The following is a 13,814-nucleotide window of genomic DNA, read 5'->3' as shown; positions in this document are numbered from 1 at the left end:
ATTTTTGTTTAATAGTCGTACGGATTCTTAGGTTCTGGGATTTTCTTAATCGATTTAGGCTGAATCGTCAGTTGGCGTTTTCCAGCGAGATCTTCTGTGATCATCTGTCCTTCGATCTCTAGCCAGGTGTCCACTGGGTAATCTTTGCGGCTTTCTTTTAGCTTCACTGGCAAACTGACTGGATACGCATCAGCGGCACAGCAGGTAATGACAAAGCGAGATAGCAGAAAATACTGCTCTGGCAGTTCCGGTGCATGGATGACAAAGCCTTGGACTTTCACCTTTTGGCCCGTGTAAGCATCTGGTTCTGGATACACATTGAGTGTGCGCACCCACTCGATCAGCGATCGCGATTCGGAGTTACTAGAGGCTCGAAAAGCTTGAGGTTGAGCCCTGGTTAAAGTAATTGCATCCCCAACTCCGCGTTGGATAGCCGTCTGGCTAGCAAAAGCGCGGGGCGTGACCACAAAACCCAAGATAGCGGTGAACAACAACAAGGTACTACTCCAACCCGGTGGAAAGAGCGACAGGTGCTGAGTGGTTTGGACTGGAATCGCTGCATTGCGCCGCTGAAATGATTGGGGTAAGAGCGTCAGGGCTTTGCCGCCGCCAATCAACAGCAAACCAATGCCACCAGCGATCGCTAGCCAAGTGTAGTTGGGATGAATTAGCAGACTGAGTTTTTCGGTGAGCCAGTACTTGAGCAGCAAAATGCCCCAAGCACTAATCGCCACTACGTCGAGCCAGGGTAAAAATAAGCGGCGACGTTGCTCACCACTGCGGGGACGGCGGCCAGAAGCAGACTCAACTGACATGCAAGTTAATGAAGAGGGTAAACAAAAAGGTTAACTGCGCGGCTAAAGCAAATAGATAGATGACAGCTCTAGCCTGAAAAATAGACAGCATCAGACCCAAACCTTTCAGGTCAATCATGGGTCCAAAAACCAGAAAGGCTAGCAAAGAGCCACTAGTAAAGGCAGAAGCAAAGGACAGAGCGAAGAACGAATCCACTGTAGAGCAAATGGAGACCAAACCCGCCATCAGCATCATGGCAATAATCGAGGTAACTGGACCTTGGCCTAATCCCAAGACCACCTCTCGGGGCACAAACACTTGGATAAGAGCTGCGATCGCACTGCCTAGAATTAAGACTCCGCCTAACTCTCGCAGTTCTTGCACCGTATTTTCCAACAACAAATACAAGCGATCTGGTAAAGGCTTACGCATGGTGGCTGCTGCGACCATTGATGCCTGCAACTCGGTGGTGTCCATGCGAATCGGTTGACCGATTTGACCCAACAGAAAAGTCCCGGATTGTAACAAAGGCGAAACCCCACTCTCCGCCTGGCTTTCTTTGGGCTCGCGCGGCACTGGCATAGCCCTAGCTACCGCAGGCTGTAATAAAGGTCGCAGATCGGCTTGAGCGCTAAAAACCCAGCCAATGATGGTCGCGATCGCCAAGGATAAACCTACTCGCAAAAACACAATCTCTGGTTGATCGCGAAAAGCAATCCAAGTTGACCAAAACACGATGGGGTTAATGGTCGGAGCTGCGAGCAAAAAACCGATTGCCACGGGAGCAGGAGCGCCCTGCATGAGTAAGCGCCGAGCGACTGGGACGTTGCCGCACTCGCAAACTGGAAACAAGAAACCTACACAACTGCCTGCAAAAGCTCCCAATAGAGGATTTTTAGGCAAAACCTTGATCAGTTTGCGCTCATCTACAAAGAACAACAGCAAGCCAGAGAATAGTACTCCCAATATCAAGAAGGGAATCGCCTCGACTAACAAGCTTAAGAACAGCGTAAAAGCACTGTTCAATTGGTTTAGATCCATGCGCCTCGTTCACTCCTCAGATTGAAGAGCGTGATCCCAGTCATTTTATCGGAATCGTTTAGGAATTGAGTTGAGTATCTCACGATCAGTAAATGCACAGGTGCTAAAAGAGGATCGGGAAGAAACGAGCTTTAAAGCAGCCATTTAGACAATCTGTCAATTGTCACACTAGAAAAGGCAGCAGGCTGGGAATAGTAAGAGAAGTAAGCACAAAAATGTCTTGCTTAGATCCGGTATCGCTAACGATTGCCAAAAGCTATGTCCTAAGTAAGACCGAAGTAGCTACTTTACCACTTGTGAAAGATTGTCAAAGTTTATGAAAAAAGAAAAGCTAGTAAGAAGCATGTGGTAGTAATAAGTCAGAGAAATAGCTACTTGAATTTTGATCAGAGATAATACTTATTTTCAGGGTGTATTAGAGTAACGAATTTAACTTAGTTGAGTTAAATATTTATTGAATCAAGCGATTCCAGTAGCGATCTAACTAATTCCAAAACTACCTTGCTACCGTTGAGCCGTCACGGAGAGCCTGTCTTTGTCAGACCAATCAAGGAACTGACACAGCTTGCCTAGCCTGCTTACGGAATTCTCCGTAAGTTAACTGTAGAGCCCAGGTAGTGCATCAAAAATTTAAAATACTTATGTTCTCCTTCCTGAAGTCACACACCGAGCTGTCTCAGCCCCTTGCACCACCTACAAGCAGACATCATTTAGTTCGGGCTACCGCTGCTGAAGTTACCCCTTTAAGATTAGGACCAACGCAACTTGATTTTGAAGATTTAGTGGAGTTTGAGCGCGTAGAAAATCAGTACTCTACTTTAGGAGTTCAGTTCTGGGGGGCGATCGCGATTCGGCCCTCTAATCCGATTTTTGTACCCAGTTCAGGCTGCTTAGTTTTGATGCCTTCCACGTTTCAAGCTGGCATTCAGGCTCAGTTTTGCCGACCTGTCGCAATCGTGCAAGCTTTGGTCAGCGGCACTCGGCCAGTTACCCTTACGGCTCTAGATAGTAACGGTGTCGTCTTGGAGCGTGTGAGTATTGGCTCTTACCGATACTTGTGGGCTGATGGCCAAGCGGAACTAGCGCCCCTCCCCCAACAGCCGCTGCAATTACAAACCCCAGGAATTGCGAGCATCCTGTTTGAATCTGATGCCCCTTTCACGTTGGACAATTTTTTCTTTAGCCAGCTTTAACTCCAAGGTAGTTAAGGCTAGTCAGTAGCCGTAGGCTGGCAAGCAGAAACAGGTAATACTATTCGAAATTCGGCACCCGCTCCAGGTTGACTGCAACATTGCAGACGGCCCTTGTGCCCTTTAACCACAATTTGATAGCAAATTGATAGTCCTAATCCTGTTCCTTTACCCACTTCTTTAGTCGTGAAGAAGGGGTCAAAGATGCGCTCCTGTAACTCTAGAGGAATTCCTGGTCCGTCATCTCGAATTGAGACAACCACGCGCTCGCCTTCATGCCAAGTCTGAATGGTGATATTTGCTTTTTCCCCAGCCGCATCTAAAGCATTGGCCAAGAGATTGAGAAAGACCTGATTAATTTGTCCTGCATGGCACTCTACCGAGGGAAGCTCGCCATAGAGCTTGTCAATTTTGACGCCTGTTTTAACCCGATGCTGCAAGATTAGGAGAGTGCTTTCAATGCCTTCATGCAGGTCAACAGACTTACGCTCTGCTTCATCTAATCTGGAAAAATTACGCAGAGTTAAAACAATCTCTCGAATGCGCTTGGTACCTTCCTCCATAGAACTAATGAGCTTGGGGAAGTCCTCCCGCACATAGCCAAGCTCTTGCTCAGCAATTAACTCTGCGATCGCCTCTGGAGGATTGGGGCAACAGTCTTCGTAAAGGGCGATCGCTTGATTTAAGGCAGTGGTATACCGTTGGGCATAGGGCAGATTGGCATGAATAAAGGTGATAGCGTTGTTAATTTCATGAGCAACTCCCGCCACCATTTGTCCTAAGCTAGATAGCTTTTCACTCTGAAGCAACTGCATTTGTGTGGTTTGCAGTTCTTCTAGCGTCGCTTTGAGCGTTTCGGCCTGAGCTTGCGACTGAGCTGCGGCTGTTTGTACTTGAGTATACAGTTGAGCTTGCTGAATCGCGATCGCGACTTGGTCAGCTAATTTCTGTAATAATTCGGTTTCCCAGGCTTGCCAAACCCTAGGTGCGCCACATTCCTGCGCGATTAAGAGCCCCCATAACTTTGAGCGAATAACAATGGGAACAATCAAATTGGCCTTGACCTGTAATCGCTCCAAAAATCTGACATGGCAAGGGTCTAAACCAGCTTGAAAAATGTTGTGGATAGCACGAACGCGGCCTCCCTGATATTGCTGGGCATACTTGGCCGAGAAGCAGTTGTCTTGGCTCAGTTGGCCCAATGCCGATATCCAAGGGCTAATGACTTCCTCTACAACGACTTCGCCTTGCCAGTTGGCATCCAAAAACTGGTAGATTACCACCCGATCGGTGTCGAGTAAGTGCCGCACTTCTCGCACTACTGTCTGCAAGATGGTCTGTAAGTCCAAAGTGCTGCGAATTTGATTCGTGACTAAGCGCAGGAGAGATTCCTGCTCCACCTGTCGCCGGGTTTCACTATATAGCCAAGCTTGATTGATGGCGATCGCCAACTGACTGCCAACGCCCTCTAGCAGTTCCATTTCCCAAGGCGTCCATTCCCGTTCGCGATCGCACTGATGCAGCCCAATAATGCCATTGACCTTGCCTTGGTAACGAGTTGCCAAAGCCATCATGGAGCGAATTTGTAAGCCCTGAGCCACTTCCCTAATTTGCTCGGTTAAGCCCGGAAACTCTAAAAAGCGAGTGACTGCTAAAGCTCTAGGCTGAGCAATCAAGGCTTGTAAGTGAGGATTATCTCTGAAGGGGATTTTGCTGCCGAGTTGAGAGGGATAGTCGCCTTGGTTATACTCCCCCATCGTTGTCAGACTATCTTCCTCATCTGGCTCCACGACTAAAATACTAGCTCTGCTACATTTCAGGGCTTGGCCTAGTAAACGACAAGCAGAATTTAAGATTTCTTCTAAATCTAAAGTGCTGCGAATTTCATTACTAATTTGATTAATCAGCTTAGAGAGTTGAACTTGCTGCTGTAGTTGTTGCGTTAAGTTTTGATGGCGCTGACGTTTATATAGTTCTAGCTCCAATAGCTCACCTTCAGCCGGATGTGTCCCATTATTCTCCAGAGAAAATGCTTGACAATGTGAATGAAGAGGAGAGCTATTGACTTCAGAGGACATAAATTCTCAACTGCTTTTGCGGCTTTAGGTCTTGTAAATAACGAATGAATAAATTTGACTAAAAGCAGGCTTTTAAGGAATTAAATGTTTTACTAGTTTTTCTAAACAAAGCAATAGACGCTGAAATAGCGTATTGGTTGCTCAAATTATTAAAATTAGATCAATCTAATCAAAATAAATTTTCGTCCTACATCTGTCTTAGGACAGAAGAGGTCTGTGGTGTTCAAAATCACAAGAGGCGATCGCTGCTTGTGCTAGATCTCTGTATTTTTACTTAAGTAAATTGAAGCGATGTCTAGTGGAGATGCTGGTGGAGATGCATAAAGAACAGATTCACTCTTACAAAGAGCTTGCCTTTATCCAGTCTAGCTAGTTCATCGGCAAATTAGACGCACCCGAGATCTAAAACCAATCGCTAAATGGGATAACCGGAAAGCTAAAGAGTCTGCCCTATGGAAAAAATTCTATCGCTTTTGCTTAAGTTTTGGGAATTTATAAGGATCTAAAAGTAATTACTTTTTAGGCTTTAATCAAGAATTTTTTTTAGATATTCCAATCCTTAAGCTAGTTCCTAAGAACGAGTTCCAGTTCTTAAGATAGAAGTTTATGGGTGCTGCAACGGTACAAGTTAGTGATCCTCAAATGCTTCAATCAAGATTCAGGCAGCCTAATTGGAAATCCATCTACCCTTTGGTAGAAGCAGCAGTCATTAATCTCGCCTCAGCAAACTCCCTATTACAACAGATTGTAGAAGCGATCGCCGCTGAGCATCAAGTTGAGTGCCTACTCTGGACGGGGTTTGACCCTGAAGTGGCTGAGGGCATTCAAGTTTATGGCACGGATCGAGCTTTGCAAAGCCTGAAACAGGAGCTGAGCTTAATTCCCACTCTAGCCGAGACTCCCGGACTGATTTTAACTGCTCCGCCAGCCCAGGAGTCGAAAATTCAGATTTGCTATCTGTCAAAGTCACCTCAATGGTTGTTAGACCAGCAGCACCTCTCACATGCCGCTAGACTGTTTGGGGAAAGCTTGATTGTGCCTGCTTGGAATGGCGATCGCCTCCGCTTTGTCCTGCAATTGCAGCGCCACTTACCGCAAGCTGCTACACATTTACCCGCTCTAGAGACAAGGCGTAAGCCATTTCTGCGCTCTTACTTTAACCCTAAAGTACCTACGCCTCAGCCTACAGTTGCAGCCGCTCAGGCTTGGATGGTCGAGGAAGTTGAAACGCTAGAAGTAATTTGCAGCCAGGTAGTATTGGCGCTGAATGCGCTGCACTGGCGGGAACGTCTCGAACAATCGCGGCAACAGGCGGCCCTAGTGGGTCGAATTGTGCGGTTGCTGAACTCCAGCCTCAACCCCAATGAAATTGTGGAATGCATTGTGGCGGAGTTGGGCCAAGGGTTGAACAGCGATCGCTGCATTTTAGTAGATCTGCGAGGCGATCCAGTCCATATCTTGGCTGCTTGGGACCATCCAGAGCGCTGCTTTCAGCCGCTAGAGAATCGCCATATCGCCCGTGATCTCTGGCAGGACACAGTTGAGATGTTTCTCCAGGGTGCGGCTTCCTATCTGGAGTTAGAACTGAGCCAACAGGAGTCTGACCCGCTATTAAATTGGTTGCGTGAAATTCAAGCTTTTGCCGCTTTAATTGTGCCGTTGTTCGTCCAAGATGAGTTTTTTGGCGCAGTCCTGCTGTTGTCTTACGAAAAGGAAAGAGTTTACGAGCTAGATGAACTCCAGACGATTCGGCAGGTCGCAGACCAAGCTGCGGTAGCTTTGACCAATGCCCAGCACTATCAAAGCCTTTGGTTCAAGCAAGAAACTCTACGCTTGCAAAATAATTCCTTACAACTGGAAGTTATTCATGATGAATTGACGCAATTGCTAAATCGGCGATCGCTAGAGCGGGAGCTGGCTCAACTCAGCGCTCCTGCCCAGTGGAACTTGCAGCCGCCCTTCAGTGTGATTGTGTGTGATATCGACTACTTCAAGCTGATCAACGACTCTTATGGCCACTTAGTGGGGGATGAGGTGTTGTACAGCTTGGCCCAACGACTGCAAAAACAGCTACGGTTTGGCACATCCGCTTATCGGTACGGTGGTGAAGAGTTTGTCATTCTGCTAATGGATGTGACGCTAGACAGAGCCTTTGAAGTCGCTGAGCGGTTGCGGCTGGCGATTCGCTCTACTGCTTTCGAGACCACGATTGGACCGTTGGAAATTAGTGCTAGTTTTGGCGTGGCTCAGCAAGACCCCACTAGCGATCAAGATGCCTGGGATACGGTACAGCGAGCTGACCGAGCTTTGTATGAGGCGAAGCGTCAAGGTCGCGATCGCGCCATCGTGCTTTAGACATCCGTAAGTGCAAATGCTAGAGTTGAGCAGTTTAAAGAAACAGCGATCGCGAGAGTGTCTTTGGAGGCGAATTTGAGCATGGTTCACCCTTCCTCTGTGCCAGCAACCGACTCAATCAAATTTGGTACAGATGGTTGGCGAGGTGTAATTGCCGCAGACTTTACATTTGAGCGTTTGGCGTTGGTGGCACCGATTGCCGCTCAAGTTCTGGCTCAAGTGTATGGGGCGACAGGTAGCCGCACGATTATTGTCGGGCACGATCGCCGCTTCTTATCGGAAGAGTTTGCCCGTACGACTGCCGAAGCAGTGCAAGCCGCAGGCTTCGATGTCTTGCTAACCAGTACCTACGCACCTACACCTGCCTTTAGTTGGGCCGCCAAGCAAGAAAATGCTTTGGGAGCCTTGGTAATTACAGCCAGCCATAATCCGGGTAGCTACTCTGGCTTAAAAGTTAAAGGAGCGTTTGGAGGCTCAGTATCTCCAGAAGTCACCAAGCAAATTGAAGCCTTGCTAGCAACGCCACCCGCTGCAACTACTAATTCGCCTGGCACCATCCAAAGCTTTGATCCTTGGCCGAGCTACTGCGAAGCGATTCGCCAAAAAGTCGATATTGCTCTGATTCAAAATGCGATCGCCCAAGGCAACCTAGCTGTTTTTGCGGACGTGATGCATGGAGCCGCAGCGGGTGGCTTGGCCCAGATTTTAGGCATGCCGATTCACGAACTCAACAGCGATCGCGATCCACTCTTTGAAGGCGGCGCACCCGAACCATTACCTCGCTACCTCGACAAGCTTTTTCAACAAATCAAAACCCACCGAGCTGCTAATTCCAATCTGGCGGTTGGATTGGTTTTTGATGGAGATAGCGATCGCATTGCTGCGGTTGATGGCCAAGGCAACTTCCTTAGCTCTCAAGTGCTGATTCCGATTTTGATTGATCATCTGACTGCTCGTCGGGGCTTCAAAGGTGAAATCGTCAAAACAGTCAGCGGCTCCGACCTCATCCCCAAAGTAGCGGCTCTGTACAACCTACCTGTATTTGAAACAGCGGTGGGCTACAAATACATTGCCGACCGCATGATGGAAGCACAAGTGTTGCTGGGCGGCGAAGAATCGGGTGGTATCGGCTATGGACATCACATCCCCGAACGAGATGCCCTCCTCTCTGCTCTGTACGTTCTAGAGGCGATCGCTCAGTCTGGGTTGGATTTGGCAGATTTTTACCGCCAGTTACAGGAAAAAACTAACTTCATCTCTGCTTACGATCGCATTGATCTGCCCTTGGCGAGTATGGCTGTGCGATCACAGTTGCTAGAGCAGCTACAAAATCATCCCTTGACTGAAATTGCCGGACAAGCCGTGATTGATTGCAATACTGCCGACGGCTACAAATTTCGTTTACCTGATCAGCGGTGGCTCATGATTCGCTTTAGCGGCACCGAACCTGTGCTCCGCCTCTACTGCGAAGCCGCAACCCTCACCCAAGTTCATGAAACTCTTGCTTGGGCTAAGAACTGGGCCAACTCCTTTTAATGACCTAACCCCCAACCCCTTCCCTATTAGGGAAGGGGAGAATTGTTGTTTCTGCCTGACTTATTATCATGAGACCCCTGATTGTTGCTACTGGCAATCCTGGCAAGCTGCGGGAAATGCAAGAATATCTGGCTGGTTCCAATTGGGATTTGCAGCTTAAACCAGCCGAACTCGACGTGGAAGAAACTGGGGACACCTTTCTCGCCAACGCTTCTCTGAAAGCAGCGCAAATTGCTCAGGCCACGGGAGAATGGGCGATCGCGGATGACTCCGGTTTAGAAGTAGAAGCCCTAGAAGGTGCACCCGGCGTTTACTCCGCCCGCTATGGCAAAACCGACTCAGAGCGAATAGAACGGTTGCTGATTGAACTCGGCAGTGAACTCAATCGCCAAGCTCAGTTTGTCTGTGTCGTCGTCGTCGCTCGCCCAGATGGTTCGATCGCCCTGCAATCAGAAGGAGTTTGTCGGGGAGAAATTCTGCATGCTCCTCGCGGTACGGGTGGATTTGGCTATGATCCGGTATTCTACGTGCCAGAAAAGCACCTCACCTTTGCGGAAATGACCCCAGAGGTGAAGCGATCGCTGAGCCATCGAGGTCAAGCCATCGCGGCTTTAATGCCAAAATTGCGATCGCTGAAAGCAGACTGAGTTGCCCAAAGCAATAGGCTGCTTCTAAATGTTATAGACAAAAATAAGGTTCACCTTCTGAGGTGAACCTTAAACTTTAATGCCCTGAGGAAACCGATTGCCAGCCGTGCTCAGATTGCTTCGAGGTTCTTTTCCCCAGTCCGAATGCGGATGATTTGTTCCACTGGCGAAATAAAGATTTTGCCGTCCCCAATTTCACCCGTTCGAGCAGCGGTGATGATCTTCTCAACCACCATATCAACCTGGTCGTCCTCAATCACAATTTCCACTTTGAGCTTTTGCAAAAACTCAACCGTGTACTCGGAACCGCGATAGCGCTCAGTTTGACCCTTCTGGCGTCCAAAGCCTCGGACTTCAGAGACAGTCATACCAACAATGCCAGCATTCACTAAAGCAATTTTGACTTCGTCCAGTTTAAAGGGCCGAATAATAGCTTCAACTTTTTTCAAGTGCTTAACTCCTCAGACCGTTTTTCTACCAATTGACCAGCATGACACTTTCTATCACCGCTCAAACCCAGACTTTTGTATCAAAAAATACATTTGCTTGGGCAGGCATCGCAGTACTTAGCTGTACTTTATAAGACTTGACGCTGTCAACAAATTTTATCGTCTGACTAATCCTTTAGTCAGACCTGTTTATCTCTGAAGCGGATTGAAGCGGCTGCAATACATGCCTACCAACATCTATTTAACGGCTAGGTAAAAAAGGACGCACAATCAAGAAGCCTGCCCCAAAGGCTGAGACAACAATCAGAAAGATAACTGCTGCTAACCAAAAACCACCTAACTCAGGTGATTGCTCCCCTTGGGGACTACGACGAGGCCGTGTTTCTGCTTGCTCAGTAAATAGCTTTTCTGAAACCACCGTCGGTTCGGCTGGCTCTGGTCGAGGATTAAAACTCCGGGGCATGGATCGAGCAGGTTCAGGGGTGAAATAACTCGGCTCAACCACAATATCGGGTCTTGCATACGCTACTTCAGCCACAACACTGCGGCTGAGAGGTTGCTGGGAACCCGCTACCTTTTGTAACTGCAAAGCGGACTGAACAACTTTGTCAACTTCTGTCCGTAGTTGTTGATTTTGCTTAGCTAAATTTTGATTCTGATTGTTGAGGGAATCGAGCATGGCGCGGGTGGCTTGCAGCTCGGCAGCCAACTCGCGGTATACCGAAATAGGCACCGAGGGAGCATAACCATTAGCTGTAGCTTGCCCAGTGTAACTAGAGGCCGTAACGTTGCGCATTGGTGGCTTAGTATTGAGATGGGATGTCATAGGGTTGAGCTGAAATCCTACAGGGCAGCATCGGTCAATTAGTCGATTGATCTATGCCCCAGAATAGATGAAATTAGAGCAATCTAACAGCGATTCGTCAAGGAATTCGCTACAAATCTGCAAATTCAGCCCGCAAACTCAGATCCATCCATTCGTCAACGTTTGTCTTTGCATGACTATGAATCACTCTCCAGCCTCTCCAAATATGGTATTTGAGCCTGATGCGATCGCTGAATCTGCGTCTCAGGTGAAGTACGGAGAACGGCAAATCGCTGAAGGACAACTGATCACTTTTCCCAATCCTCGGCTGGGACGACGTTATGATGTCAGCATCACCTTGCCAGAATTTACCTGTAAGTGTCCGTTTTCGGGATATCCTGATTTCGCTACGATTCACATTACCTATGTACCTGATCAGCGCGTGGTAGAGCTAAAAGCGCTGAAGCTGTACATCAATAGCTATCGCGATCGCTATGTTTCCCACGAAGAATCGATCAACCAAATTTTGGATGATTTCGTCGCCGCTGCTGACCCTCTAGAGATCAGAGTTAAAGGTGACTTTAATCCCCGCGGTAATGTCCACACCGTAGTGGAAGTGCATCACCAAAAGGATCATTAAAGTTAGACAATGAGGGCAACCACAAGGGTTGCCCCTACCGCATATCAACCAATGCCCGAATTTCTAGCGGGCCGATGGCGTAAGAGCTTCAGCAGCGATCGCAGGCTTAGCAGGTGAAGAGGTAGGTTGACTCAGGCGATCGAGAATTTCTAGCAACTCCCGCTCAAAGGCAACTTGCGCCCGATTAGTTCTGCCACCGACATAGAAGCGTCCCTCTTTCTGCAAAGCCCAAACTTGCGAGTGAGAGACATAGCTCATCATGACGCTCAACATTAAGAGCCCAAACCCAGCGTAGACCGCCGGTATCCCTGGGTCAGCCTTGATTTGCAAACCTGTACTGCCAATTAAATCCACCACAGACAGCGTGACGCCATTCACATCGACCGCCATCCCTGAACGTACAGTGGCAACAAGCTTGCCTTGAATGTCGTAGATCAGCAGCATGCCTTGTAAATCTTTAGCTACAAGGGACACGCCAGCGCTTAGATCTGGTTTAGTAGGCACCCAGGTTCCCCAGATTCGGCCTGCACCGCCTGTTTCTAGCTGTCCCATAGGTAAGCGAAACACAGGACTTTTGTTGAGTCGGACTTGAGCAGCCGCGATCGCCCAATCCGCCTGATACAAAGTCACGCCTTTGTGCCGCAATGGCTCGTTCACATGAATCGTCTTACGCTTAATTTCCTGTCCTTGACTATCCAGCACCGACAAGTCTGAATAAAACTGATCAATCGCGCCCTCAGGCGTATAGTCAATCCAAAAACGATTCACCCGAACTGACCAATCTTTCGGCACCTGTGCCCCCGCCCAAGGCCCCGCATCCACAATGTTTTGAATCTTAAACGTGGCTCCACTGGGAATCATTTCTTGAGCCATAAAGCCAGTCATAGCTCCCCAAATAGCCCCCCCCAAGATCAGTAACATGCTGGCATGCACCACAATCGGCCCGACGCGTCCCACTAAGCCTTTGCGGGCATACAGCTTTTCTCCCTCTTGAAAAACTTTGTAGCGTTGCCTTTCTAAAAGAGGAACTAAAGCTTCTAAGGAGCCTATTTCCAACTCCGCGCTGAGCGCTAACTTTTGAAACTGGCGGGGCTGCTCATAAAATTTCCATTGTCGTGCCGCTTTTAGCGCCGGAAATTGGCGAGTAAACGTACAAGCGGTCAGACTGCCCCCAAACAAAATAAGGATCGCCAAAAACCACCAAGTCCGGTAGACATGATCCAACCCTACCGCTAACAGCACTTTCCAAGAGAGAAAGCCAAACAAAGCTGGGTCTTCGGGATAGTTCGCTTGATAAAAAGCGATCGATTGACCTTGCTCAATTACAGTACCGGAGATACTCGCCACCGCGATCGCTAAGAGCAGCACAATGGCCAACCGCAAATCTGCTAGCAGCGGCAGCAATTCTTTTTGAAAAAAGCGTTGAGGACCAGTCCTTAAATCCAAAATTTTGGATAGAAATGTATTGTCTGTAGTCATTTCTAGAAGGTTGCGGTGGGCAGAAAACGGAATAGCAGCGAAAAAACTCCAAATCCAACCAGTAAGGCTCCACTGGCAGGGGTAATCCAACTAGACCAGCGGCGGAGTTCCAGTAACTTTTTGATTGAAGCTGTGAAGGTGCCTGCCAAAATTAGCGGAGCTGAGTAACCCACTGTATAAGCTAACAGCAGCACACCTCCCATTACGGGATTGTGAGTAGTAGATACCCATCCTAGTAAAGTAGCAAGGACTGGAGTGCTACAAGGCGAAGCCACCAAACCAAAGGTTAAGCCCAAGAGATAGGCGCGGACACCAGGCGGTAGATCTGAAGGAATTAGTGCAAATCCATCAAATGAAGGTAGTTGAAGCGGCAGGGCTTCTAGAAGATTCAGCCCCATAATGATGGCGATCGCACTGACAACAATGGGTAAGCCAAGACCAATTTGGCCATAAACTTGGCCGAGAGCGGTTGCGGCAATGCCCAAACCTGCCAAGGTGGTAGCTAAGCCTAGGGAAAACCAAGTTGATTGCAGAGCTGCCTGCCAACGGCTTTTGGCTTCGTAACCCCCAATGTATCCAATGGTAATGGGCAGCATTGACAGCATGCAGGGAGTCAAACTAGTCAGGAGTCCAGCCAGAAAAATGACTACAACACTCGTCACCGTCAGATGGGTCAACTGCGTCGAAACGAGACGGTTGGCAAATTGTTCTAGTTGGTACAGTTGGGTCCGCAATAATTCAATCATGCTGAAGCTGGCTCAGTTCGCTCAAACGCTATCCTCATGATCTTATTATCGAG

12 protein-coding genes are annotated in these 13,814 nt (G+C 48.3%); 5 read left to right on the top strand and 7 right to left on the bottom strand.

The features are described 5' to 3' along the window. Nucleotides 1-8 precede the first annotated feature (8 nt). On the bottom strand, nt 9-815 hold the full coding sequence (locus H6F68_RS01695; RefSeq protein ID WP_190556019.1) for a TIGR03943 family putative permease subunit: 807 nt from the start codon (nt 813-815) through the stop codon (nt 9-11). Further along, nucleotides 805-1,836 (bottom strand): permease, encoded by a 1,032-nt coding sequence (locus H6F68_RS01690; protein ID WP_190556017.1) that lies wholly within the window; start codon nt 1,834-1,836, stop codon nt 805-807. Before H6F68_RS01690 ends, H6F68_RS01695 begins: the two co-directional genes overlap by 11 nt. A 641-nt stretch (nt 1,837-2,477) precedes the next feature. Between H6F68_RS01690 and H6F68_RS01685 the strand changes: the two genes are divergently transcribed. Beyond that, nucleotides 2,478-3,029: a hypothetical protein gene (locus tag H6F68_RS01685; RefSeq protein ID WP_190556015.1), complete on the top strand. Its 552-nt coding sequence runs from the start codon at nt 2,478-2,480 to the stop codon at nt 3,027-3,029. Between the two features lie 17 nt (nt 3,030-3,046). Here H6F68_RS01685 and H6F68_RS01680 read toward each other — a convergent pair whose 3' ends face one another. After that, a complete protein-coding gene (locus tag H6F68_RS01680) occupies nt 3,047-5,104 on the bottom strand; it encodes a GAF domain-containing protein (RefSeq protein WP_190556013.1) in 2,058 nt (685 codons plus the stop codon). A 606-nt stretch (nt 5,105-5,710) separates the two neighbouring features. On the opposite strand from H6F68_RS01680, the gene H6F68_RS01675 reads away from it, so the two are divergent. The 3 genes from H6F68_RS01675 (at nt 5,711) to rdgB (ending at nt 9,642) form a co-directional block, all read left to right on the top strand. Next, nucleotides 5,711-7,459: a diguanylate cyclase gene (locus H6F68_RS01675; protein WP_190556011.1), complete on the top strand. Its 1,749-nt coding sequence runs from the start codon at nt 5,711-5,713 to the stop codon at nt 7,457-7,459. 81 nt (nt 7,460-7,540) lie between these two features. Next, nucleotides 7,541-8,995, top strand: a complete 1,455-nt coding sequence (locus H6F68_RS01670) for a phosphoglucomutase/phosphomannomutase family protein (RefSeq protein ID WP_190556009.1) — start codon at nt 7,541-7,543, stop codon at nt 8,993-8,995. A gap of 68 nt (nt 8,996-9,063) precedes the next feature. Then, complete coding sequence (gene rdgB, locus H6F68_RS01665; protein ID WP_190556007.1) at nt 9,064-9,642, top strand: RdgB/HAM1 family non-canonical purine NTP pyrophosphatase; 579 nt, start codon at nt 9,064-9,066, stop codon at nt 9,640-9,642. Between the two features lie 110 nt (nt 9,643-9,752). Here rdgB and H6F68_RS01660 read toward each other — a convergent pair whose 3' ends face one another. Then, entirely contained in the window at nt 9,753-10,091 is a 339-nt protein-coding gene (locus H6F68_RS01660) for a P-II family nitrogen regulator (protein WP_190431690.1), read from the bottom strand. Between the two features lie 241 nt (nt 10,092-10,332). Further along, on the bottom strand, nt 10,333-10,917 hold the full coding sequence (locus H6F68_RS01655) for a hypothetical protein (protein WP_190556006.1): 585 nt from the start codon (nt 10,915-10,917) through the stop codon (nt 10,333-10,335). A 178-nt stretch (nt 10,918-11,095) separates the two neighbouring features. Between H6F68_RS01655 and queF the strand changes: the two genes are divergently transcribed. Continuing rightward, a complete protein-coding gene (queF, locus tag H6F68_RS01650; RefSeq protein WP_399312477.1) occupies nt 11,096-11,536 on the top strand; it encodes a preQ(1) synthase in 441 nt (146 codons plus the stop codon). Between the two features lie 63 nt (nt 11,537-11,599). Here queF and H6F68_RS01645 read toward each other — a convergent pair whose 3' ends face one another. Both H6F68_RS01645 and H6F68_RS01640 read right to left on the bottom strand, forming a co-directional pair. Further along, a complete protein-coding gene (locus H6F68_RS01645; RefSeq protein ID WP_190556004.1) occupies nt 11,600-13,015 on the bottom strand; it encodes a cytochrome c biogenesis protein in 1,416 nt (471 codons plus the stop codon). A 2-nt stretch (nt 13,016-13,017) separates the two neighbouring features. Beyond that, entirely contained in the window at nt 13,018-13,761 is a 744-nt protein-coding gene (locus H6F68_RS01640; protein ID WP_190556002.1) for a cytochrome c biogenesis protein CcdA, read from the bottom strand. Between the last annotated feature and the right edge of the window lie 53 nt (nt 13,762-13,814).

Source organism: Trichocoleus sp. FACHB-262 (assembly GCF_014696035.1).
Classification (GTDB): domain Bacteria; phylum Cyanobacteriota; class Cyanobacteriia; order FACHB-46; family FACHB-46; genus Trichocoleus.
This window is presented reverse-complemented; position numbering and strand designations above follow the sequence as displayed.

What these genes read in the sequence shown, in the direction of transcription:
- H6F68_RS01695 (WP_190556019.1), bottom strand. Translation starts at nt 815, where the DNA reads ATGTCAGTTGAGTCTGCTTCTGGCCGCCGTCCCCGCAGTGGTGAGCAA.
- H6F68_RS01690 (WP_190556017.1), bottom strand. Translation starts at nt 1,836, where the DNA reads ATGGATCTAAACCAATTGAACAGTGCTTTTACGCTGTTCTTAAGCTTG.
- H6F68_RS01685 (WP_190556015.1), top strand. Translation starts at nt 2,478, where the DNA reads ATGTTCTCCTTCCTGAAGTCACACACCGAGCTGTCTCAGCCCCTTGCA.
- H6F68_RS01680 (WP_190556013.1), bottom strand. Translation starts at nt 5,104, where the DNA reads ATGTCCTCTGAAGTCAATAGCTCTCCTCTTCATTCACATTGTCAAGCA.
- H6F68_RS01675 (WP_190556011.1), top strand. Translation starts at nt 5,711, where the DNA reads ATGGGTGCTGCAACGGTACAAGTTAGTGATCCTCAAATGCTTCAATCA.
- H6F68_RS01670 (WP_190556009.1), top strand. Translation starts at nt 7,541, where the DNA reads ATGGTTCACCCTTCCTCTGTGCCAGCAACCGACTCAATCAAATTTGGT.
- rdgB (WP_190556007.1), top strand. Translation starts at nt 9,064, where the DNA reads ATGAGACCCCTGATTGTTGCTACTGGCAATCCTGGCAAGCTGCGGGAA.
- H6F68_RS01655 (WP_190556006.1), bottom strand. Translation starts at nt 10,917, where the DNA reads ATGACATCCCATCTCAATACTAAGCCACCAATGCGCAACGTTACGGCC.
- queF (WP_399312477.1), top strand. Translation starts at nt 11,096, where the DNA reads ATGAATCACTCTCCAGCCTCTCCAAATATGGTATTTGAGCCTGATGCG.
- H6F68_RS01645 (WP_190556004.1), bottom strand. Translation starts at nt 13,015, where the DNA reads ATGACTACAGACAATACATTTCTATCCAAAATTTTGGATTTAAGGACT.
- H6F68_RS01640 (WP_190556002.1), bottom strand. Translation starts at nt 13,761, where the DNA reads ATGATTGAATTATTGCGGACCCAACTGTACCAACTAGAACAATTTGCC.